Annotated in this window: 22 protein-coding genes; 2 read left to right on the top strand and 20 right to left on the bottom strand. The window is 50.9% G+C overall.

Annotation, left to right across the window (positions count from 1 at the left end):
• Positions 1 to 6 precede the first annotated feature (6 nt).
• On the top strand, positions 7 to 1,368 hold the full coding sequence (locus tag HW115_RS04515; protein ID WP_178931363.1) for a replication-associated recombination protein A: 1,362 nt from the start codon (positions 7 to 9) through the stop codon (positions 1,366 to 1,368).
• 36 nt (positions 1,369 to 1,404) lie between these two features.
• On the opposite strand, the gene HW115_RS04520 is transcribed toward HW115_RS04515, so the two are convergent.
• Genes HW115_RS04520 through HW115_RS04530 form a run of 3 tightly spaced genes read right to left on the bottom strand, consistent with a single transcriptional unit; the run spans position 1,405 to position 6,729 of the window.
• Positions 1,405 to 3,714, bottom strand: coding sequence for a hypothetical protein (locus HW115_RS04520; protein WP_178931364.1), 2,310 nt, complete (start codon positions 3,712 to 3,714; stop codon positions 1,405 to 1,407).
• 12 nt (positions 3,715 to 3,726) lie between these two features.
• On the bottom strand, positions 3,727 to 5,064 hold the full coding sequence (locus HW115_RS04525) for a DUF1501 domain-containing protein (protein WP_178931365.1): 1,338 nt from the start codon (positions 5,062 to 5,064) through the stop codon (positions 3,727 to 3,729).
• Between the two features lie 12 nt (positions 5,065 to 5,076).
• On the bottom strand, positions 5,077 to 6,729 hold the full coding sequence (locus HW115_RS04530; protein ID WP_319609274.1) for a DUF1553 domain-containing protein: 1,653 nt from the start codon (positions 6,727 to 6,729) through the stop codon (positions 5,077 to 5,079).
• Between the two features lie 192 nt (positions 6,730 to 6,921).
• On the opposite strand from HW115_RS04530, the gene HW115_RS04535 reads away from it, so the two are divergent.
• Positions 6,922 to 7,797 (top strand): phosphodiester glycosidase family protein, encoded by an 876-nt coding sequence (locus tag HW115_RS04535; protein WP_178931367.1) that lies wholly within the window; start codon positions 6,922 to 6,924, stop codon positions 7,795 to 7,797.
• Positions 7,798 to 7,891: 94 nt separating this feature from the next.
• Here HW115_RS04535 and HW115_RS04540 read toward each other — a convergent pair whose 3' ends face one another.
• From HW115_RS04540 to HW115_RS04620, 17 genes are all read right to left on the bottom strand, one after another.
• Positions 7,892 to 8,401 (bottom strand): hypothetical protein, encoded by a 510-nt coding sequence (locus HW115_RS04540; RefSeq protein WP_178931368.1) that lies wholly within the window; start codon positions 8,399 to 8,401, stop codon positions 7,892 to 7,894.
• On the bottom strand, positions 8,398 to 9,126 hold the full coding sequence (locus HW115_RS04545; protein WP_178931369.1) for a hypothetical protein: 729 nt from the start codon (positions 9,124 to 9,126) through the stop codon (positions 8,398 to 8,400). The genes HW115_RS04540 and HW115_RS04545 overlap by 4 nt, the downstream gene beginning before the upstream one ends.
• A 35-nt stretch (positions 9,127 to 9,161) precedes the next feature.
• Complete coding sequence (locus HW115_RS04550; RefSeq protein WP_178931370.1) at positions 9,162 to 9,905, bottom strand: hypothetical protein; 744 nt, start codon at positions 9,903 to 9,905, stop codon at positions 9,162 to 9,164.
• A gap of 59 nt (positions 9,906 to 9,964) precedes the next feature.
• Positions 9,965 to 10,444 (bottom strand): hypothetical protein, encoded by a 480-nt coding sequence (locus HW115_RS04555; RefSeq protein ID WP_178931371.1) that lies wholly within the window; start codon positions 10,442 to 10,444, stop codon positions 9,965 to 9,967.
• A 21-nt stretch (positions 10,445 to 10,465) separates the two neighbouring features.
• Positions 10,466 to 10,912, bottom strand: coding sequence for a type II secretion system protein (locus tag HW115_RS04560; protein WP_178931372.1), 447 nt, complete (start codon positions 10,910 to 10,912; stop codon positions 10,466 to 10,468).
• Positions 10,913 to 10,968: 56 nt separating this feature from the next.
• Complete coding sequence (locus tag HW115_RS04565; protein WP_178931373.1) at positions 10,969 to 11,382, bottom strand: hypothetical protein; 414 nt, start codon at positions 11,380 to 11,382, stop codon at positions 10,969 to 10,971.
• 18 nt (positions 11,383 to 11,400) lie between these two features.
• Complete coding sequence (locus HW115_RS04570; RefSeq protein ID WP_178931374.1) at positions 11,401 to 12,534, bottom strand: type II secretion system F family protein; 1,134 nt, start codon at positions 12,532 to 12,534, stop codon at positions 11,401 to 11,403.
• Between the two features lie 89 nt (positions 12,535 to 12,623).
• Entirely contained in the window at positions 12,624 to 14,315 is a 1,692-nt protein-coding gene (locus HW115_RS04575; RefSeq protein WP_178931375.1) for a GspE/PulE family protein, read from the bottom strand.
• A gap of 111 nt (positions 14,316 to 14,426) precedes the next feature.
• A complete protein-coding gene (locus HW115_RS04580; RefSeq protein WP_178931376.1) occupies positions 14,427 to 15,050 on the bottom strand; it encodes a hypothetical protein in 624 nt (207 codons plus the stop codon).
• Positions 15,051 to 15,077: 27 nt separating this feature from the next.
• Positions 15,078 to 16,763: a type II secretion system protein GspD gene (locus tag HW115_RS04585; RefSeq protein WP_178931377.1), complete on the bottom strand. Its 1,686-nt coding sequence runs from the start codon at positions 16,761 to 16,763 to the stop codon at positions 15,078 to 15,080.
• Positions 16,764 to 16,971: 208 nt separating this feature from the next.
• Positions 16,972 to 17,505 (bottom strand): hypothetical protein, encoded by a 534-nt coding sequence (locus HW115_RS04590; RefSeq protein WP_178931378.1) that lies wholly within the window; start codon positions 17,503 to 17,505, stop codon positions 16,972 to 16,974.
• An 8-nt stretch (positions 17,506 to 17,513) separates the two neighbouring features.
• Complete coding sequence (locus HW115_RS04595) at positions 17,514 to 18,059, bottom strand: hypothetical protein (protein ID WP_178931379.1); 546 nt, start codon at positions 18,057 to 18,059, stop codon at positions 17,514 to 17,516.
• A gap of 18 nt (positions 18,060 to 18,077) precedes the next feature.
• Positions 18,078 to 19,838: a hypothetical protein gene (locus HW115_RS04600; RefSeq protein ID WP_178931380.1), complete on the bottom strand. Its 1,761-nt coding sequence runs from the start codon at positions 19,836 to 19,838 to the stop codon at positions 18,078 to 18,080.
• 218 nt (positions 19,839 to 20,056) lie between these two features.
• Complete coding sequence (locus HW115_RS04605; RefSeq protein WP_178931381.1) at positions 20,057 to 20,554, bottom strand: type II secretion system protein; 498 nt, start codon at positions 20,552 to 20,554, stop codon at positions 20,057 to 20,059.
• Positions 20,555 to 20,674: 120 nt separating this feature from the next.
• Positions 20,675 to 21,946 carry a type IV pilus twitching motility protein PilT gene (locus HW115_RS04610; RefSeq protein ID WP_178931382.1) on the bottom strand — a complete coding sequence of 424 codons (1,272 nt, stop codon included), beginning with the start codon at positions 21,944 to 21,946 and terminating at the stop codon, positions 20,675 to 20,677.
• Between the two features lie 89 nt (positions 21,947 to 22,035).
• Entirely contained in the window at positions 22,036 to 22,953 is a 918-nt protein-coding gene (locus HW115_RS04615; protein WP_178931383.1) for a hypothetical protein, read from the bottom strand.
• Between the two features lie 8 nt (positions 22,954 to 22,961).
• The gene (locus HW115_RS04620; protein WP_178931384.1) at positions 22,962 to 23,624 is read right to left on the bottom strand and encodes a hypothetical protein; all 663 of its coding nucleotides are present in this window, start codon (positions 23,622 to 23,624) and stop codon (positions 22,962 to 22,964) included.
• Between the last annotated feature and the right edge of the window lie 3 nt (positions 23,625 to 23,627).

Here is a 23,627-nt window from a genome sequence, read left to right on the forward strand (position 1 = left end):
CACGTCATGACGGATTCTTTGTTTCCAGAGCCACTTGCCGAGGCCTCAGGCCCAGCAACAAGCCACAGCAACTCACCCTTACCCGCAAGGATGCGTCCGCGAACGCTCAACGAGGTGGCGGGACAACAACATATCCTCGGCGAAGGCAGTCTGCTGCGCCGGGCCATCGAGGCCGACCGCTTTTCCTCCCTGATCTTTTATGGCCCTCCGGGAACAGGCAAAACAACCCTCGCCGGCGTGATCGCCAACACCACCAACAGCCGCTTCGAAGCCCTTAACGGGGTCGAGTCAAACGTCTCCGAAATTCGCGAAAAAATCGGCCAAGCTCAACAGTGGAAACAACTCCGCGACCAAACCACCATCCTCTTTATTGATGAAATTCATCGTTTCAATAAGGCCCAACAGGATGTGCTTCTGCCTCACGTTGAACGTGGAACCGTGCGCTTCATCGGAGCCACCACCCACAACCCGTATTTTTACGTCAACTCACCACTGGTCTCCCGATCCCAGATCTTCCAGCTCGAAGCGGTCCCAGAACAAGAAATCATCCAACTCCTCGAACGAGCCATCGCTGATGAGGAACGAGGATTGGGCCGGCAATCGATCACCGCCGATCCCAAGGCGCTCAAACACATTGCCGGTATCTGCGACGGAGATGTCCGCAAGGCACTGACCGCCCTCGAGCTCGCAGCCCTGACTACCCCTGAGGATGGCGATGGCAGCATTCAGATCACTCTGGCCATTGCAGAGGAGTCGATCCAACAAAAGGCCATTGTCTATGATGCTGATGGCGACGGGCATTACGACACCATCTCAGCTTTTATCAAATCGATCCGAGGATCCGACCCGGATGCCGCTCTCTATTGGCTGGCAAAAATGTTAGTCGCCGGTGAAGACCCGCGTTTCATTGCACGCCGTCTCGTCATCTCAGCGAGCGAAGACATCGGGCTCGCAGACTCCAACGCCCTGCGTGTCGCCATGGATGCGCACAAGGCATTCGAATTCATCGGCATGCCCGAAGGCCGAATCCCTCTCGCCCACGCCACCGTTTACCTCGCCACCGCTCCAAAATCCAATAGTGCCTACGCCGCACTCAGCGAAGCAATGCAGGATGTTAAATCCGGCCGCACCCTCGCCGTGCCCGAACACCTACGAACCAAAACCCGCAAAAAACTGGCCAAGGGGTCAGGAGCGAGCGACGAAACCCTCGAATACCACTATTCCCACAACTACGAAGGAAACTACGTCCCCCAAGCCTATCTACCGGAAGGCAGGCAATACTACCAACCAAGCCAAAACGGACTGGAACTCAGGATCAAAGAGCGCCTCGATTATTGGCGTGGGCTGTGGCAGGAAGACAAAAAGTAAATCCATTTGAATGAGGGTGGTGTCGGGAGAATGGTATTACTCCACCACGAAGGGCACCGCAGGCATCACTCCGATTGATGAGCTTCGAACCTTACCGTTATTCTTCGCCTTGTATTCGCGGAAGACCTCAATCATCAGATTTCCTGAAGTTCCGGCCTTCACCTTATCACTGGCTTTTAATGCCACACTCATCGAGTTCTTACTCGACCGGATCTGTTCAAGCGTGATCCCCTCAGGTGGCTGATAGAGCTTGAGCACCAGCCGGGACTCCGACTTTTTCCTTTTAATCCTCAAGGAGGTCTCGCCTCCCCTCGGGATGCGGACCCGGGCATTTTTCGAAGTCTCCACTTCCACAACCTCGCCCCAGCCCCCGACATAAACCATCATTTGCTCAAATGGCACCACATGATGTGTAATAAACGCCTGGGTCATCGCCTGACCGGGCAGCACTTCCCGCGTTACAACACCACGGTCGATCTTGGCCCGACCTTGAAGGCGAATCGGAAACAGCTGGTTTTTCGTATCGGTCGGAGCGGTCAAGGTGAGCATCACCTTATCTTGCCCAGCCGGAATCGTCGCTCCATTCAAGTGAAAGCCCTTGGGGGCGTCTTTCAATACAAGATCAATCTCACCATCGTAACCATCCTTGCGAACGGCATGCACAGTGAGTGGAACCGTGCACCCCATGCGAACAGTCAAACTTGCTGGCGTGGAGGTCACTGCAAAATCAGGGTGCGGCCGGCTGATCCTCAAACGGTAGGCATATTCCGGACCTCCCTGTCCCTGGGTGTCAGCGACCGACACCGCATAGCGTCCCTGTCGCGGCAAGCGTAGGCTGAGCTTGGAATCGGCATGGTGGGTTTGCATGCCAAGGTTCAGCTGTTCGGCATCATCATTCCATGCGAGCACCGTCCCGGACTCGTCAATCACCTTAATCTTTGAATCCAATGGTGAGTTTAATCTCCTGGCCATCACTTCCACGACAACCCGGTCACCAGGCCGACCTTCAAATTGATAATAATCCACCTCCCCTGGTTTTTCGATCCGACCATTCACCATCACCGGCCATTTTAATTTTTGCGCACGAGCCAGACGATGATTGTCATCAGCTTCCCTCCATTCTGGAAACTCATCCACCGCATAAGGAACCTGATTGGAGAAATCGAGAGCAAATGAGTGAATCGACCCAGGCTCCCCCTGCATACTCAGGTCAGCTTTGGTTTTGGGAAGATTCCAACCAGACAACTGGCAGGTCAGATCCTGCCCCTGACGCCCCCCCAGGGGAAAAAGGTGGGAAATAAACGGATCTTCGCCAACGGTGATACGGTACACAAAGTCCTCTCTTCCCCGAAAAATCGAATCCCTGATCTGCACCGTGTAAATGCCATCGTTTTCAATTTGATAGAACAGCACCGGGTCCGGACTAAAACGATAATCATCGACGTAGCTCAACTCTTCACCCGTCTCATCATACAAGGTCATCACCGCCTGAAACCACCCCGGAACAGCATCCGCCAAATAGGGAATCAATGATCTGGCATGTCCTTGTATCAAGAGTTGCTGCCCAGCCTTGGCCCGAAAGCGAAACTGGTCGATATCGCCAGGCATGATTTGACCGTTGAAGACAAGCGGAGCTTCGAGCACAGGGTTGTTTGCCTGTTTCTCGTTGGGCTCACGTTCATACATCTCCGGCTTATCCCCAATATAAAAACGAATCGGATTACTCAGTCCCTGATTTGTCCGAATGCGCATTTCCCTCATGCCCGGCTCGGCATCGGAATCGACCGTCACCTGAATCAAAGCTCGTTCATCCATCTCCCGATTCCGCTGACGGTTTTCCTTATAGAAACGCTGCTGCAAATGAACCAGTTCAGGTAAGCTCCGCTTTTTCAAATCCCGAAAAATAGGATGGTCGGGAGCAGGAGGCAGAGCCTCTTTTGTCGACTCCTTTTTCTTTTTAGGTTCCGATTTTTTGGTTCCTTCTTTCGTCCCTCCTTTTGTCCCTTTTTTCGAGCCTCTTTTCTGTTTGGCGGCCCTCGCGGCCCGGTCTTCCTTCGCCTTCGCTGTTTTTGCCTTCTTCGTATAATCCCTGAGATAATCTCCGTAGGTTTTCTTAAAATTAGGGATGGTTCGAAGCGCCTTGGCCTTTACCCCGGTCCCGGAAACATACACCTCCTGAATATTCCTCAGCCCCTGACCCCCTGCAGTAATTTCCAAAGAACTTCCCTGTTTCGCCCCCGCCGGATAAACATACGCGATATGGGACGCGGATTGACCGGGCTCAACACACCACCCAGCCGACGGAATCAAGAGCGATAGCAGAAAAACAAAGGTATATCGATGCATGATAAAATGAAACTACATGATTTCTTTCAGGCGACCTTTACCTTTGGTGGCGATCGTAATCGGCACCTGCTCACCCCGGCCATTTGGCAGGGTTCCTTCGGGATTAATACCCAACTTATCGTAGATGCTACCAAGAAAGTCCTGAGGATAGACCGGGCGATCGGCAACCTCCATCCCCTTGTCATCGGAGGCCCCCACCACATGGCCTCCGGTAAAACCGCCACCACCAACGAAGGCGGAAAAACAAGCTCCGTGGTGACCGCGCCCACCGTTCCAAGGCTCTTTCCACAGCACCTTGGGAGTTCGCCCGAATTCTCCGGAACACCAAACAATCGTGCTGTCCAACAATCCACGCTGCGCCAAATCTTCAAACAAGGTGGCAATCCCCTGGTCCATCTGTGGCATCTTCTGGTTCATCTCATTGAAGTGCCTTTTATGCGTATCCCAGCCCTTGCAATTAATCGTGATATATTTCACTCCATGCTCGACCAAACGGCGAGCCGTTAAACAGGACTGGCCAAAAGTATGACGCCCATATTGATCGCGTAGGGCATCGGGTTCCGAACTCAAGTCAAAGACCTTGCGAGCATCCCCGAGAATCATCGAATAAGCCGCCTCCTCACACTCATCGAGCTTTTTGAAGTCGCGACAATTCGGATTGGCCTTACCAAGCGTATCCAGCGAGTGCAACAAATCACGCCGGCTCTGTTGGCGCGCGTCCGTAATACCTTTGGCAATGATCCCCTGTACGGAAAAGGGATCTCGGTTAGGATCACCCCCCGTGGAAAACGGCTTGTATCTTGGCCCGAGAAATCCTTCCTCGGAAAAACGACCATGTGGTTGAGTCAAAACAATGTATGGGGGAAGCAGTCCCTTATACCCATGATCGTATCCCTTGAATTTCGATACCACCGATCCGATGCAAGGGTATACCTGACCATCCCCCGGTGAGCGCCCGGTCTGCATCAGGTAGGATGCGGTTTCGTGGGCATTGACGCCATGGGTCATACTGCGGATCAATGAAAACTTGTCCGCCTGCTTCGCCATCAATGGCAGACGGGAATTCAACTGCATTCCATCGGCAACCGTCGAGATCACTTCATTGTATGGGCCACAATAATCCGATCCCGCTTTCGGTTTCGGGTCAAAGGTGTCAAGATGGGATGGCCCACCCCACATCCAAATTTCAATCACCGCTTTGGCACCCGTTGAGGGTGCGTCGCCTGACGCAGCTTTTTGTTCGGCTGCCACGCCCAAGGACTGAGCCAGTGGCAGGCCTACTGCGGCGGCGGCCCCGGTTTTCAAGAGTTCTCGCCGTGATATTCCGTTCGCTAATGATCCATCTGCCATGATTCGAATGTGTTAGTGTTTATATAAAAACTCCTTGGTATTGAGTAACGCCCAGGCAAGGTCATGGGTTCCGGACCACAGCCCGCTCTTATTGCTTTTTTGATCAAAATACCCCAGAGCGATCTTCATCTCCTGATCTGTTGGTCGACGGGATAAAACACGCAAGTAGACTTTCCGGACAATCCCCTTTCGGTCTCCTCCCCCCTCTCTCAAAACCCGCTTTAAATACGGGCTATTGCTCACTCGCTGATGCATTTCTGCTGAGTTCAACATGTACATTCGCTGGAAATCCGTCGGGTTGTGTTCCCGTTCCGATTCATACCCCTTATCCCGACTCGGGCGTCCGAACATATCCAAAAACTGGCTGGTGATGCTCCCATCGGCCAAGGTGATCGTCCGGTAATCTTCAGGGATAAAAGTAAAAGGCTCAGGGATCGGACTCCAGTATTTTTCATGCGTCCCTCCAAAGCCATTCAGAGCATCAATCAGAACCTCGGCATCAAGCCTCCTCATGGTGTAGTGCGCGAAGTATGCTCCCGCATAAGGGCTCTTGCTACGTGGAATACACGACTGCTGATAGGTCTGGGAATTCAAGATCATTCGAAACAGCGACTTGAGATCATATCCGCCCCCCACAAACTCAGTCTGCAAGTATCTCAGCAACTCGGGGTTGGCGGCCGGATTATTCGGCCGGATATCATCAGGTTCGTGAATGATGCCGCGTCCCAGCAACCAGTACCATACCCGGTTACAGATCGCGCGGGAAAACCATGGATTTTTCTCCGTGATCAACCAGTCGGCAAAAGCAACCCTGGGATCATCACCTACCGCTACGATCGCCTTTTTGCGGTCGGGAAACATGACGGCCAGCGGCGTGTTACTCGCTGGGTCAAGGTGCACAATCTCCTCTTTCCATTCGACGGTTTTTTTGTAGGCCACCCTCGTAAAGAGATTGGCCATGGCCTTGCGGTCAGCATCCGACCAATGCTCGATGCGAACTCCCATGAAGGTGAGCGCGACCATCTCGGCGATAGCCTCCGGCTCCGTCCCCTGCACCGCACGGTAGAAATTCACCGCAGGCACCCGAAAATTACTACCACTTGCCGTCAATAACTCGCGTGCAAACTGGTCATAGGGTCGGTTTTCCTTAATCGCATCCCTAATCCAACGATGATAGCTCTGAACTCCGTTAGGCCACAGGTTTACTGGAAATTCCGATTTCACCCGTAGCAAATCACACCACTTCAAGGTCCAATAATCCGTAAATTCGTCCTTCTCCAGCAAGGCATCGATCAGCTTTGCACGCTTTTGTTCGTCGCTGCTGTTTAGGAAATAGAGCACGTCTTTGGATGGAGGGAGTGTCCCGGTAACATCCAGATAAACGCGCCGGATAAACACCTCGTCCGAACAAGGGCGGGCGGGCTCAATCCCTTTCTGCTTCAGCTGCTTGCGAACAATCAAATCGATTGGAGTGGGGCGAACTTCACGGCCCCCTTCGTATGGTCGCACCAATCGATCAGCAACACGGTGATCTGACTTCGATACCTCAGCCTTCCTGGCAGCTGAAGACGTTCGGGAGGCTTGAGTGGAACCGGTGTCTGATGCAGCCTTCCGAGCGAGTGGATTCGCCTGATCCGCCGCCGCCAACGAGTTCCCGCTTAACACAAGCAACAAGATAATACCCACCACAGACAGACCTCTGGACTGCCTCCCCCTCTTCGGTTTAAAGCACAAATGCATTCGCTATGGGGAAAAACCTTTCCCAGTGCATATAAACGTAGTGCCGCAAGAAATATTGCACAGAAAAAAAATACTTTTTTGTGATGACAGGGCGTATGCTCTCCCTAGCGTGTATGTATGACCCCTCGTTATGGTTCAGTGGCTGTGATCACCCTTCTTTCCCTGGTTTCATGCTCGACAAACACACAGCAACAACAGCGCCCCCCCAACATTCAACCACCCTCCACGGCTCTTCCTAGACCCGCAAGCACTCCAGCACCAGAAGACCCCACTCCCGAACCTGCGGCATACCCTCCTGCAAAACAAGCACGGTGCCCACTACGCTACCACCACACCTCGCGCAACGGCATCGTTCTCTCTTTGGTTTCATTCGACGACCGACAGTTCCGGCTTCAGGTCGCAGACCAAGCCAATGGTCCTGGATCGATCTGGCGAAGTTCGGAAGCCGCAGCCGCAGCCCATGACGGAATCGCCGCCATCAACGGAGGCTTTTTTACCCCCGAAGGAAAACCCCTCGGCCTCGTGGTTAGTCGAGGTAAACAAGGTGGGTATGTCAACAAATCCTCTTTGGGCACTGGGCTCTATCTCAGCACCGCCGAAGTATCCCGGATTGTCAGCCGCCAAAGCTACCAACATTCACCCGGCCAATGGGGCAAGGTTCAGGATTTGCTCCAGACCGGCCCCTATTTATGCCGTCAGAGCCAACCGGTAAGTGGACTTTCCTCCAATAGCCAAAGACCGCGCAGCTTCATCGCTTGGGACGGCCAACACCACTGGGCCATTGGCCATGCCGCAAACTGCAGCCTCAAAGCCTTGTCGGCAGCTCTGGCAGGCAAAGCTCCGGCAGGCTTTGCCATTCACACCGCCATCAATCTCGACGGCGGCAGATCCTCCGACCTCTGGGTCGGTTCTCAGGTTGAAAATGGAAACCACACACATCGCGGGTTTCTCAATAAACCCGTCAGAAACTATCTCATTCTCAAACCCAAATAATACCACTCCAGAGTCGAGGGATGGTCGGTTTGGGGGAACTAACCACCACACTCAACAGAAGCCCCCTGCTACCTTACGGGCAGTTTTATACCAACTACGGCTGCTTGGGCGGGAGTAACTGCCCCGAACCAATGGCCGATCCAAATTCATCATCCGGAACAATCAAAGCCCTTGGCCGGCCGGACTCAGCCTGCAGGGGACGGAACTGGGTGCTATGAGAGTCCACACGGAATGTCAGCTCATCCATATCCCGGTTCGTTTCGGATAGTTGCGCCCTCATCACTTTTTGTTCCTTCCGAATTTCCTTCAAAAGCTCCACCAAAGCCGACTCCCTGGCATCGAGGGATGCTGCTTGATCCGCCACCGCAGAAGAAGCATGTTGGGTAATTGCGGGGCCGGGTTGCTCCGTGGCGACTAGTTTAACCGAAACTTTCTTGGAAGGATCCGAAACCAGCGGACTGCTCTTGGGACTGACCTGCGCAGGGGCGACAACCGGAGCCTCCTTATGGGAAAGCATGCCTTGGACCTGCTGGTAATGAGTGCCGGTAATACCAATCATGGCTCCGAGCGCCATGGTGGACGAAATGAGGTTTAGCGTATTCATGGTTGTGGTGTTTGTGGTAAGGATGAAAGAAGTTGCTGCAAGCGGTTGATTGCCTGGGACGTTTGTTTTTCGGTGTGTTCAATTTCCTCGGTCGAGTGCTGTAGGATCGCACCGATCGTCTCATTCTGCATGTAGGTCAGCTCCGGCCGATACCCAGGTTCTGCAATGCGGATCACATTGCGCCCGTCACTGGCGGGAACCAAAACGTATGGAGTAATGGATAAATCAACCGACTTTTCGTCTGAGAGTTTAACGGTTGTGCGGTAAGGATCAACTCCAGAAGAAGCTGGAACAAATTTCCACCCCAGAGGGGGCGTATCCAAAGGCTTGGCTGGAAAGGGCGAGTATACCTTGATTTCTCCTCCGTTATTGGTGCCCCCGGAAGAGGATGCCACTTTTTCCACCTGAATCTGAATCCCCTCATGCTCGGGAACAACCACCGGTTCCGTTTCATCGTTAGAGCTTTCCTCCGCGTTCGCATCCACGCCTTCGGCTTCAGCGGGGTCAACCTCAGGTGAACTACCCTCCTTCGGTTTAACCAGTTTGGGTTCTTCTGTTTTTTCGGTTTTTGGATCCGGCGCGGCTGACGTTTCATCTTCCTCGATCACCTGAGCCCGCGGAGGAGCGGCTTGAGTGTCGTCAGCCGTCGAAGGCTCTTTGCCGTCTTGGGCATGAACTCCTGCCGTAGCCAGCAATGCTGTAATAATAATCGGTGATTTTTTCATCCTCGTTTCAGACTTAAAGGGTTAAAGAAGTGGATTCAGGGTTCGATTTTAATGGTGGAGCCACTGTCCGGCAATCCCTCCCCGGACGAGCGTTGGCTATGGTTATACGGCAAAGACGGGCTGTCTGCTCGAAGCGAACCGGCTGGAACCGTTTTCTCCAAGAGCTTGTTCCAATCGCTAAGCAAGGCGTTTCCCTCCTGCTTTACACGAGCAAGATTGCTCTCGTAGACCATCAAGCGTCCCAAAATATCCCGAGCCTGCTGGATATCCGTCTGGGTCCAACGCATCGTGCGGGTTTCGTAGATCACGGGAACGTTCAAAACAATTTTAGCAATCTCCCCGTCACCCGCATCGGCAGATAAGATGTGCTGCACCCGGGCATTGGTTTTCTCCCAACCTGATCCGTCTCCTGCGGTTGCCAGCTTTCTGGGGTCAAGCGGCTTAGGCGAGCCAGCCCCTCCAGATATGGCAGAGCCCTTTCCTGCAGCCTTTTTTCCTGCCATTCCTGGCAAGGCATCATCAGAAGGCAAAAGATCCGACGGCCCGCTGCTCTTTGAGTTTTCGCTCCCGCCCCCGGATGATAAAACGCCCTTGCTTGGAGCCGAGGATCCTTGGGCTTGAACTTCGCCGCTTGAGACGATGACGGGCTTGGTCACATACAACCAGCACAGCACGCCAGAAAAACACACGCTGAGGGCAAGCAACCATGGATAGGCACGTTGGCCCGCCGATCCATGCGGTTTGCTTGCAGTTTTGTCTTGCTCCTTGGAATTGTTCATAGCGTTAAATCGTCACCTCCCGCGAGGCAACTTGTCAAATAAAAGTCTGAGTGGTGATTTTAATCGGTTTTGGGAATGGCTCCTGTCGAGCCTACAGAAATAGCGCGTGTTACCAGAACACGATGAGATCGAGGTGGCATTTTCACCATGGTCAGGCTGGTTCTTGTCACACTGATTTGGCGCATCATTTCACCTTTTTTGCAGATCCCTTGCACCCCGGCAATCACCTGCAGTTCGCCTGACGGCTTGGCCACTCCAATGCCATCAGAGCGGTAAATTTGGTAACTCGTGTAACTCTCCTCACCTGCCGTCCGGCAATAAACCCGAACGTCAATTCCATCGCTGTAGACTCGGTATTTTAAAGGTGAAATCACCACCGGCATCGCCTCTCCATTTTCCACCTTGATCTTGGATTTCAACTGGTAATGACCAATCAATCGAAACCCAGCTGGCAGGTTCGGAGGTGTATCCTGAGCCCACAAAGCCCCCGCCCCGCTGGCAATCACCATCAGGACCGAGAAAAAGGTCAATTTTACCATGTTCATCAATTGCATACTTCCTTAGGTACCCACATCCCACAGCCCATCATCCGTCTTACCGGACGGGTCGTAATCCCCCTCAATATAAGGAGGCGACTTGTCCACTTTGATCTGCAACGCATTGTCATCCAAATCAAAAACAATGATGTCACCCTCTTCAAGGTCATCGGTAGTTGGTTTTGTGTCGGTCAGAAAACCACCCCCATCGGCAAGATAGGGAATAATGTCGGCCATGGTCAGATCCTTGACCTCCTTCTGAGGATTATCGGCAAGGTATGTTCGCTGTGCTGAATATACGGCCCGCAAGCGGGTGCCAGCCTCAGACCCAGCCTGCCAATCACTGTAGCCCCCATAGATGTACACACTCACCGACAACAGCGTCAGCAGAACAGCTATGACCACTGTGAGCTCCATCAACGAAAATCCTGACACTTGTCCTGAAGCCTTTGTTTTTAATAATGTCTTCATCCTGATTTGTTATTACTTAAATTTAAACGGCTCATGTTTCTACCCGCCCATCTCGTTTATTGGAAATCCTTCATCGTCTCATCAAGAACCCGCATCAGGCCTTGATTTTGCATCAGTTTGAACGTGCCATAAAGAAACCCCAGTAATAAAACCAGACCGATCCCTCGCATGATCCACATTAAACTGAAGCTTTTCCCTTCAGGGGCAATCAATCTTTTATAACTCTTCGGGACTTCCACCACATGCGTGGCATACATCATATTATTTTCCTTCAAATGCGCGATCACCTGTTCCACTTTTTTTCCTGAAGCGATCTCGAGACAGTACCGATAATCCGCCTTCGACTTCTGATCCAGTTCCTTGATCACTACCCCGCGTGGCAACGGATCATCAGGAAGACGCATCGTCAGAATATGCGTCTCATAAAGAAACGTTTCCTTCAGCCATTGATCGAATTTAGTCTGCTGCATGGTATCAGGATCTCGGATTTACATCGCATTCTTCATCATCTGCGGCCCCATCATGAAGATCGGCAGAAAGGTTCCAATGAACACAGCTGCAATCAGGAGCACCGCAATCATCATGACGGAAAAACTAACCAGCTGACTGAAATCATCCATCAACTGCTCGGCATCCTCCTCATACATTTCAGCGAGCAAACCAAACTGGGTTCCCAGGGATGAGGATTTTTCACCGATGGCCACCATGTGTACCACCTGTGGGTCAACCGAAGTGTATTTATCAAAAGCCGAAGAAAGGGGAACTCCTGATTTTTCATACATATCGGCGGCTTTGCGTAATTCTCCATAGAAAGGAGTCTTCTTCACACTGTTGGCTGCCACCCTCAAGGATTTCGCCAGATTAATGCCGTTGGTGTAGAGCAGCTGGATCGTTGCGAGCACCGACATCTGCCGAAGGCTCATGATCATCAAACGAATCACCCGAAATCGGGCCATTGCAAGGTTCGTCGCGGCATTTCTCAATTTGAGGGAACGCCAAAACGCGATCACAATGGCGAGGATAATCGCCACCATATACGGCCAAATCTGCTGCATCAGATGACTCAATTTAAACGAAAGAGCCACAAATCCTTCGGGCTCGATCGACCCCATCATTTCCTTCACCTTCGGAACAATCTTGACCTGCGAATAAATAAAGGCACCAAACAAAACGGGAATCACAATACAAGGCATCATGATTAATTTGCGAATTTTTTTCCGGAACACAATCTCGGTTTTGATGCGTTTACCCAACTCGGCAAAAGCCGTATCCAGCTGTCCCGCATCACCACCGGCCTGGATCAATCCGACGATCATATCGTCAAATCGCTTCGATTTTTTAAAAGCGGTATGAATCGGAACCCCCTTGTTCAGGTCGTCATGGATCTGGGTCAGCGCAGAAACAAGCTCCTTGTTTGGGTGACCATGAGCATAATATTTGAGGGCGTCCGAGGTGTTGATCTGAGCCTTAAGCATGGACGCCAAGGACCGGAACATCTGCACCAACTCCTTGCGGGCAAATGGCTTGGTCTTCGGGGTAAACAAAGACGACTTGGTCTGGGCCTTGGCCGGGGTCTTCTGACCAGCTTTCGCCGCTAGGGTGTTGGATCTCGTGCTACTCATCTCAATGCTTGGTGCTTGATACGTGGGGCTCAGTGCAATAACGGGTATCCAGGGGGGATTCGCCAGCGCAAAAAAAGAATATTCTCGATCTAATCGTCAGTGCTCATGTCAATCATCTTACTAATCGCTGCCAAGTCCGTCTTGCCTTCGCGTAAAAGCTTCAAACCGTTATTTCGAAGATTCGGTAACTTTCCTTCCTCCTGAATCCTTAATTCCAGTTCATACGGTGTGATCTCTCCTTTGGAAAGCATATCCGAAACTTTAGGTGTGATCGGTATAATTTCCAAAATGGCCGTCCGGCCAGAATAACCCGTCTGATTGCACTCCTGGCAACCGTCGGCCGGATGTTCATACACCGTCTGGGTGGCCCAGGATTCATCAAGACCGTAGATCATTCTGTCTTTTTCAGATACGCCCTCGACCTCGATTTTACAATAGGGACAGAGCGTTTTGATCAAACGCTGGGCACAGGCTGCTTTGAGAGTCTGGGCAATTTTCCAGCGTTCGATTCCCAACTGCTCAAATCGCTCAATAATTTGGGACGCACGCGGCGTGTGAATCGTGGTCAGCACCTTATGACCTGTGACCGCAGCCTCAATCGCCAACTCGGCGGACTCGATGTCACGCACCTCACCCATGAGAATAATATCCGGGTCACTCCGCATGAAACTGGCGATCATCGGTTTAAATTCTCCTGGATTTTTCAAATCGCAGTGAGTGACCCCTGGAATTTCATCCTCCACTGGGTTTTCCAAGGTCAGGATGTTGACATCCGGAGTATTCATTTCCCGCAAAATCGCGTTCAAGGTCGTCGATTTTCCGGAGCCGGTAGGACCACTCATCACAATAATCCCAGCCGGGATTTTCATCACCTTGTCGATTGCCAACATCGTCTGGTCATCAAAGGCCAAAGAACCTTTACCCATCGCCACATTCAAGTGCCCTTTATCCAAGAGACGCATCGTGATGTGATAGCCCCGGTAGGTCCGGTGGCGCTCATAACGAATGTCAATTGGCCGACGGAAATAAGAAATAGTGAAACGACCGGAAATACCTGGCGTCGTGTGGCGAATCTCAGCCGGTAGTTTCATCAAGTTTAAAAGAAAAGCGTCCAAGCGATCCTTGAGCTTCATCGGAATCTCGGTCTTTCTGCCAAGATCTCCATCCAGACGGAAGGAATAATAAAAACTTTCCTTTTCCACTTTGAAGTGAATATCCGATGCCCGCTGTTTCACAGCGCGCGCCATAATCGTCGCAATCAATTGCGCCATCGGCTCGTCGTAATCCTTGGTAACATCGAAATCCTTGATTTCCTCACCTGTGTCCTCAACTTCGATCGACTCGAGCTCATCTTGGCTGGGACCGACATTCCCTGAGAGGGTTTCAACCGCCCGACTCACCTCGGAGGTCAGAGTCACGATCTTGACCATCTCAAGATCCGGAAAATGCATCGAGATATACTCGTCAGCAGCCGGACTCCACGGATTGGCCACAGCCACAATAATCCGGTATTCGTCCACACAAATCGGCGAAAAACCTCCACGGGTCAACACCGATGGGTCACACTTTTCAAGCAGTGCGACTTCAGTAAAATCGGCAACCTTTGGAAAAAAAGGCAGGCTGTTCACCTTGGCCACAGCCGCCATAAAGACACTCTTGGTGACCTTGGCATCCAACTGGGCATCATCAATCTCGCTTAAGGACGCATCGTGTTCCTCAAGTGCCTGCCGAATTCTCTGACTGATTAAGTCATTAAATTGGATTCCATCAAATTCTATCATTATCTTAATCCCAAGGGATGGTTTGAGTCTGGTTCTCTCTTTTCTTTTGCCTGCATCAAACGCCCCGATCCGGCATCCATATCATCAAGCGTTCAAGCTTTTTTCTCGCCCTTAGCTAGGGAAGTGTTTTTCACACATCTTCATCCAGCTGATTCGATCCAGACGCACGATACTGATGATCGGCTGGATCCCTCCCTCTTTTTTAAATTGTTCCTTGATCTCAGCAGCCAAGGAATCGGCAAAATAGGGGTTGATAGAGGCCAAGCCAATCACATCAAAATCCTCGGCAAAAGCAACCGGCACCATCATCAGTTTACACAAGCGATGGATCTCAGGCAGTTTGTCATAAAAACCATTCGGAGGAATCAACCGTGAGGCAAAAGGAACACGGGCTGGAACCTCAGGTAAGGAGCGGGCAAGTTTCATCGAGGCCATTTCCACCATCGAATCCAACATCGCACCTTCCGCAGCACGCATCCTGGTCAGGCAGTCAATGGGGTCCGCTCCCAGGCCTTGCGACCATTTGGCATGAACTTTCGCTGTGATCTGAGTGCAGGCCTCGGGGTCGGCCAAATCAAATTGCTGCAGCATCGTCAATGTCTGCATCAAAGCCAGTTCCATCACCATCGGCACCGGCTCCGCCGTCATTGTTGACGGAGCTGGTGCTTCGGATTCATCTGGCGAGGATGCGGCAAGCGTTGCCGCATCCTGCACCTTATGGTCTTGATCATTCATGAATGAATCAATTCGTTATTCCTCAAACTATCGCTGAGGGTAGCAATCCTGCTTAGGAGGCGCAGGGTAACAAACGGGTCCTTTTGGCTTCATGCCACGCACAGTCCGATCCCAGTTAGCCTCATGGGCTGGCCCTGGGTTATTTGCATCAATCCAATCATGGTCGTGTGAAATCGAATGATTCGCACGCACCCGCTCGGTCTGCTTGCGGTTGCTAGCAACACAGGCTGGATTGTAAGCAGTGGGAGTCACCACAAAGGCAAGACTGGCCTGTTCCTTGGTCTTGGATTTTGACTTAAAGAAGAAGTTCACCACGGGAATATCTCCCAGGAGAGGCACCTTGTTTTTGTCATTGCGCTCCTCAATTTTATAGAAGCCACCCACAATCAAGGAGTTCCCGTCAGGAATACGTGCAATATTCTCAACGGTGGCCTCACTGACCCGCGGGTAATTGTTTCCAGTCAAAGCACTTTCGACATACTCCACCACTTCAGCGTTACGAGGGCGCATCTTCATCCGGATTGTTCCGTCAGGCAAAAGACTGGGAGTCAGTGCAATCGTCACACCGATTTCGCGGGTTTTATCAGGGTCCGTTGAGTCCGACTCGTCGATACGGTAACGAACTTCCTCTGACACCTGAGAAGTGGACGTTCCCTGTGAAGTTGTCTGGGTAATGATTGGCACACGGTCGATCAAGGAAATATGGGCCTTTTCATTGTCCTCGGTGATGATCACTGGGTTGGACTTCTGGCTAAGCAGCCCACCTTCATTCAGAGCACGCAGCACAGCATTCAATTGCACAGGTGATAAAATGATATTTCCGGTTCCAGAAGGAACGGTCTCGTTACCTGTCACAGTTCCGGCAATACCGGCAAAGTCACCAGGCAGGCCAAACACACTGTTCAGACTGCGAACGATGTCAATGGACACACCTTGGGAGCCTAGGGAATTGGACCAGTCCACGCCGAAGTTTTGACCAACACCACTGTTCACACGAAGAATTTTCACTTCAACAACGATCTGGCCTTTCGGCTTGTCGATCTTACGTAGCAGACGATCCACCATCTCAATGTGATGGGCGGTATCAATCACCACAATCGTATTGGTTTTCGGCTCATAGTTCACGATGCCGCGTCCCGCCGTCAACATAGGCTGAACCAATGCCTTGATCTGCTCAATGTCCGTGGGACGAAGATAACGCAGAGAGTATGTCCATTCCTTGGCCGGCAATTGCTCCAATTGATCAGACATCATGGCATAGACGGTATTGCCTTTCACATACATACGTAGGCCATACTGGAATGCCAATTCTTCCATCTGGGTCAGAGGACTGGCATCCGCATTCAGGTGACCGGTTACTTTGTATTCTTCCGTGTTCAACTTATTGTTGTGGAAATACTGTTTGTTGGCCCGCTTCGCAAGGAGCTGGAAGATATCGTTCAACTTGGCATCGTTGATCATATATCCACCATCAGCTTCTTCAATCGGATTGGGCGCAGCTTCCTCTCCATCCGCAGTCACCGGATCCCCGGTGTTGGGCAGAGTATCTCCTGCTGCGTTGTCCGCAGGTGGGGCCACCGGGGTATCAGGTGCGTCTGCCGGTTCTTCGGCCGGAGGTGCGACCACAGGAGGCGCTGCCGCTCCTCCATCCTGGCCACTCACCATGGGCGAGACCAGCAGGCCACCCATCAACATGAATATGGTTTTTTTCATAATTTATTATGGTTGTGTTGGTTGTATTGTTCTTTGCTTATTCTATTATCAGGGGTTGCTTATGTATTTGGGTATCCGGGTCGTCCATTCCGGGAGGATGCCCAGAGGCGAATGAACAAAAATCGATGATGTTTGGTTGGAAAATATCAGTGGTTAATCTGAAGAGAAAGGTGATTGATTCGTTGTATGGATAGATCGGGCATCGCGTTTAGTCCTTCACTTCGACTTTACCCGGATCTTTTTGATTGGCCGGCACCACCCCATCAACTTCAAAACCCTTGTCGGGCTTCAATACATTATTGTTTCCCAGTTGCTTGATGACTTGCTGTCCGGTCTCGACATTTTTCAGGATGATTTGCTCAGTACTAACTGAGATAACCTCTACGTTAAAGCTAATCCCCTTGCGTTCAAGAACAAAAACTTGACCTTTCTTAAATTCTCGGGATCCAATAACAAACACATTTCCCATCACAATCGGCACCCGCATAGCCGCCACGGCCTTGGCATAGGCCTGTTCATCCTGTTGTTGAACCACCTTTTTGGGCGTAACTTTTTTCGCACTCGGATCCTGAGAAAGACCAAACGGCCCTGTTTTTTGTTGCGTAATCGCCAATGCCGAGCGCATGTTTTTCACCCACTCTTTTCCTTCTGCATCGAGAAGGTAGCGCGATTCAACGGCTTCAAACTTCGCTTCATCTGCTGCCGATACCGGCAGGCAAGCCAAGGCCAACAAAGCAAGCATTCGGATGATTAACGTTCGGTCCATAGGGTAAAGGTGGTTTCAAAGTTAAGGGTTTTCCCGTTATCGGACGGCTTCATCTTCATCGAATCGAGTTGTAACTGCGGCAATCGGGTCTCGATTTCCATCAATGCGGTTTGCATTGCCCGAAAGGTGGCATTGAAACTCATTTTTACCTGACTTGCGGGTTGATCGGGAAGCGCCTTTCCAAGGCCTCGGCTCTGGTTTTGCCAGGTGGGCAAATCCATGTTGAATTCATTCGGTTTGAACGTTTGTCCAACATCTTTCCAGTGCTGGGTAAAGCTTCTCCGATTCTCCGCAGCCAAGAGCGCTTCCCACTCAGACAGCGTTTCATTCTGACTTACCACCTGCTTCTTCAATAGCGAAATCTCGCGTTGCACCACTTGGTCCTGTTGATAGTTTCGGTTTTTCAGCTGATACGTCTTGTTAACATAATTCAGACCAATAAACAGGCCAACCGCGCACAAGACAGCAAAGAGCATCGGCAGCACCAAGCCAAAAACCGTTACAGATTGTTTATAATTCCGTTCCATCATCAATGTAGCTATTCTCAATTATTGAAGCTTCAACGGATCGTATTCAGAAAAATTCTGAATGATCCTCAGGGTAAAACCCCGGTTAAGCTTGGCGGGGGTGCCCCCTGTTCCTCGGGCTGCTTTTCCCTTGTGTTCAAATTTCACCGTAAGATCGCGATCCTTGATATCCGGCCAGTACGCCCCATTTCCGGTACGCTTTGCCACCTCACGAAACAAGGCCTTCATTTTCTTTCCGTCCAGTGCGTTATAATCCTCAAGTGCAATCATTCCCGCTTCATCGGTCAGCCCACTAACTTCCCACGTTTTCTCAATAGTTTGGCGTGCTTTATTTCGCCCCTGAGCCTTCATCTTCACATCGTGATTCACATCAGTCAACACCATGGAACCGTCATCGGGAACCAAAACATTGAGCATTTCCAGGCATACCCATGCCTTGGAGCGGTCCTTCATCAAGCCATCCCAGCGCTGATACTTCTGAATCTTTTGTTGCAAGGCTGTTTTTTCACCGAGCCCATTACCTCCCTTCTGATAATGCCACACATCGCTCGACAATTTTTCAGCAATACCAAGCCCCATAAAAGCGAAGAGTCCAGCCAAAGCCAAGGCCGCACAAATTTTAACAAACCGGCTGAGCTTTAACAGGCGCATCGCCTGGGCATCGGGAACCTGATTCAATTCTTCGGCCGAAGGAGAGAGAAAATCTTGGTATGGCCAGGATTGACCGGCAAAATCAGAAAACGTTTCATTGCCTGCCAGCGGATACACTCCGGGATCCAGCTCCTGGGTTGAGGTCAACATCTCCAGAGGAATGGAGGTTTCAACCCCACGGCTTTGAAGAATATCGGCAGCCTCAACCAGCATAATCGGAGATTGCTTCATCGCAGTCTGCAGACTCAGCACCTCATTTTCGACATCCACACCCGTCATCGGCAAGACGTAAATTTCCGGATTCTCCAATTCAAAGGAGGTCGCCCCGGAAAAAACCAGAGGGCCTAGATTACGAGGCAAACTTGCCCCTTGGGAATGCGCCAGATGCCGCAGCATCATCAACTCACACGAAGCATTAAAAAAGGCCAGCAAAGTGAATTTTTGGTAGTTAAACACGGCAACTGTGCCATCCGGATTGGCGGAAGCACTCCATGGTAATGAGGCGACCGCACATAAGGGAGCACTCAAGGCCGAAGTCCTGATTGGAAAATTCTTCTCATTTCCCACCTCGCGCCATCGCTCCAGAATAGAGTCAAGCGCCCTCGAAACCGCCACAGCGGTGACAAACTCTCCGCCACCACCAAAATACGGAAACAGTCGCCATGCATGACTGTCCGATGTCGCCGTCTTATCCTCAAGAACCTCTCTTGGGTCCTCCTCCATCAATTCCCGCAGTCTAGGTAACTCTGCTGGATCTTGATGTTCGGGCCCAAGACCCGCCAAAGAAATTTCATCCGCAAGGTAAAAAACGCAGCCCAGCGATTTGGCCTTTGCTGCTTTGACGATCGGATGCCCCAACACTTCCTCAATCCAGGAATCCAATGCGGCATCATCTTCAAGCTGGCGCAAATCCAAACGCCCGAGCGCTTCATAGCTTTGTCGCGATTTTACATGCAGATAACAATCCATGTGGACATCATCATGCACATAAGCGTGCAACTGCACATTCAGCTCAAGAGCACCTCGATACCAGTCCTTGTTTTTCATACGGCTCGTGGTTTTGTCCACCTTGACCGTATGCCGGTACTGCTGGAACAAATTCATCGAAGCCGAATCGCTCTCCTCGCTCATAAATTTTGTGTAAGGGTTCTTTGTTGGAGGTTACTGAATAGCCCCCCCAAAAACCGATCTTTCCATGATCATTCGTCCATCTGGATAAATAGTCATCATGGCCTTCCTTTCTTCTCCCCCCCTCAATAAAACCTACCTGATTGGTTGGCTGCCGGCCACGGATGACCGGCAGCGCAACGAAGTTTCAATTGGTTTGATTGAAATCAAACCCTCTCGGATTACCAGTTTCCAATGTCAGCTGGTGTGTGCAGACCACCGTCAGCATCAGTCTTGGCAACACCTGCAGCGGCCACGGCTCCTGCAGCTGTTGTTGGCTTATAATCGGCATCTGGACAGACAACCACTTGAGCACCTTGTGGTGGATTAGTGATAGCAGCATCCAAAACATATAGAGTCTTGGCTGTCGGGCAACTCATGGCAGCGGTATCTCCGATGAAGCCATCAGTCGTAAGCGTATCCCAGCCCACAGCGATGCCTGCACCATCCACCACAGCTTTACCAGCTTCGATTTGCTTCAAGGAAGCATATCCGCGGATAGCCTTTTGGAAGGTTGTTTGGTTGGCAAGGCAAGCAGTCCGGTTGGAGGACTTGATGTAGGCGGTTCCTGCGAAGAACAGAACCGAGATCAGGGTGAGCAGAACGATAATCACAACCGTGAGTTCGATCAGGGTCATCCCTGGCTTCAGGTTAGCTTTTGCTTTTGTAGTCAGTTTCATGGTATTAGTTATGTTGTTGTTGTTGTTGTTGTTGTTGTTGTTGTTGTTGTTGTTCGTGGTTGAAAACCACGTGGTGTGGCATCCTGCCACGGTGGATTGAAAAGTCCAGATTACAATCGATCAAAGATATTCATTATCCTCACGGTGCATTCTGGCATTTTCAAAAACGTCTTGGGAGATCTTACCCTCCCGGTAAATACTGAGCAGCTTGTCATCCCAGGCAATATTGCCTGCGCGTTTGATCGCATCCTCCAAGGCCCGGGCTCCACGGTCATAACCACCGATGGCCGAAGTCACGGCATCCTCATTGTTCTGCAAAAATTCATAGGTCAACACCCGCTTGTCGATCCCGTTGAGCAATCCTTGGGAAAGAATAAAAATAAGCACCTCACTCAAGCGGTTCAATACCGCAGGGTGGTTCTCCCGTGGATACATCTCCAATATCCGTCCCAGCGTCTTCACCGCACCGGTCGTGTGCAGCGTCGATAAGACCAAGTGTCCGGTCTGAGCAGCCTCCATACAGGTCTCCATCGCCTCGCGGTCACGAATCTCACCAAGAAGAATCACATGAGGAGCTTTCCGCAACACATCCTTCAAGCCCTGACGGTAAGAGGTTACGTCACGTCCGACCTCCTGCTGGGTCACAATACTCGGAGCCTGGATTTTTTGCCCCGGCGTGGCTGGATCATCCATATCAAACGGATACTGGTATTCCACCGGATCCTCAACCGTGACAATATGTTTGGAAAAATTCTGTCGCAACCAATCGATCACCGAAGCGAGGGTGGTTGATTTACCTGAACCGGTCGGCCCGGTCACCAGACACAAACCCGCACGCTTCTGCACGGCAATCCTCAACATCTCCGCCGTATCTGGGTCGATCCCCAAAGAAGCAATCGTGGGGATGACATCATTCAAAATACGAATCGTCACCCCGATCCCGCTCGCAGACAAGTGAACCTGCACACGCAGACGACCTGAGCGTTTACCAATGGTGGCGACATAAATACCATTACAGGAAAAATCATCCACATGCCGCTCATTGAAAACTTCGACCAATTGATCAATCTTCTCCTCACCCTCTACCTCATCCTGAGTTTTACCAAAACCATGGCTCCCCACTTCCCTGTGGCGCAGAAGCTCACGGTAAACCTCATAGACCTCCTTCCCCTCCAACTTCCCCAAACCTTGAAGACATTCCATGCCTTGATTGGTTTCGATGTAAACCGGCATATCAGATCGAATCTGAATATCCGACACACCCATGGAATCACAAATCTGAAATACCACGGCCAAATGCTCAGCCGCGCTCATGCCTGGCTGAAATCCAAACGGTGGAGGTCCAGCTTGGGGGGCAGCCAAACCCGGGGCCTCTATCGTTAATGCGGTCATATGGAATGATTTATTAAATATATAATACTAAAAAACCTAACTGTGGGAGAATCTATAATTGAAATCTATTGAGGTATTCAGTTTAATTTTTATTGCTTATCAGGGGTGATTTGATTCTTTTTTTTAACTCCTTCACTTTCCCTGATACTTCTCCTAACATAGACCTGCTGGGCCTTAAGTCGGGTTAACAACTGGGATGCTCGCTCCATCATTAAAACAAGCCGTTCTTCGTCGACTAAAAACCCTTTTTCATGAGATTCGTCAAGCAGATTTTCGTATTTTCTAAGACAAAAATCAAAGTCGGATAACGCTTTATCAGCTTCCTCCATCGTAAATTTCTCAGGGTATTGACTCATGTAATAAGCAATGTCGTGAGCCGCCGCCGCACCGGTCAACCAGACAGAAGGGTCCACCTCTTCCTGCCGACAATACGCCAAGGTCCGACGTGACAAATCCAGGGCCGCATCATCATCGGCACCGGAATGCCCCAAACCTTTGGATGTTAGATAGAGATACAAACCTTCATAGTTTTGATAGTTTGCCGGATCCAACTCATAGGCAAAGCGAAGCTTTTCTTCAATCACCCCTTGCAAATAAGCTTTATGGGCTGGGGACAATTCCCCGCCATCCGTTTTCCGGTGGGCAAAGGCATCCAAACGCTTGAAGTATCGCCTCAATCTAACATGCAGCGCATTTTCATCCACTTCCCCCTCGCTTGAGTCCACTTCACAGCCGCAATTTTCACCATGTTCGTGATGTCCATCTTCTGTATTTGGACGAAGAAACTCCATATCCTCGTGCCGCTCCCCCTCATGAAAATAAACTTCAATTTTTCCCTGCATCATGAGGACCAACACCTTACCATAAGGACTCCCTTTGAGGGCTGCAATGTTAGGATCAAAATCCAATTTTTTCTGATCGTCGAAGCGCAGAGCAAAACCAAGCCATAACGCCCCCCCAAGCAGGAAACCCATAGCACAAACAACACTCTTGATCATCGACCTCATATCTTTATCTACACTGCGGATTTCGCCCGAAAGTACAAGGCCGAAAAAGAGCTCAACACCATCCCTAAACCTACAAAATATCCAACAATTTGAAAAAGCTCACCCCAGATCATACTCCCATGTTTGAAGATCAAGCGCTCTGTCAAATCAGCCAAATGGTAATGCGGGGAAAGGATATACAGCCAATTGAAAACAGCGGCCTGCCCCGAGCTGGCCATCGTCGCCAAATGATCCACTCCATACAAACCGTATAGCAACATCGCCATCGGCACAATGTAACCAACCGCACCACCCAAGCGACTCCCCAAGGCAATCGCCAGAAACAATAAAGGCATCGTCACCAATAGGAACAATATCGAATACTGCAGATTCAAGATCACCCACATGCGAGCCTGATCAGAGTCACCAGGCATTGCCCCAATCAAACAAACAGCCACAGTCACCAGTAACAATGGTAGCAAACAAGTCATACATGCCAGCCATAGGTTGAGCAGCTGCCGAAAAGAAGAATCACCCGCACTTAAAAAATACGACCCCAGCCCCGAACGAGCCACATCATCCCCGAGACGAGCCGCCTGAAAAAACACCCAGGTCATGGTGATCCCCCACAAACTAACCCACACAGCCTGTGCGCGGGCTGGCTGGACCAAAGACTCATTGGTCGCCGCCATAAT

The organism is Oceaniferula marina (assembly GCF_013391475.1).
In the GTDB taxonomy this organism is placed as follows: domain Bacteria; phylum Verrucomicrobiota; class Verrucomicrobiia; order Verrucomicrobiales; family Akkermansiaceae; genus Oceaniferula; species Oceaniferula marina.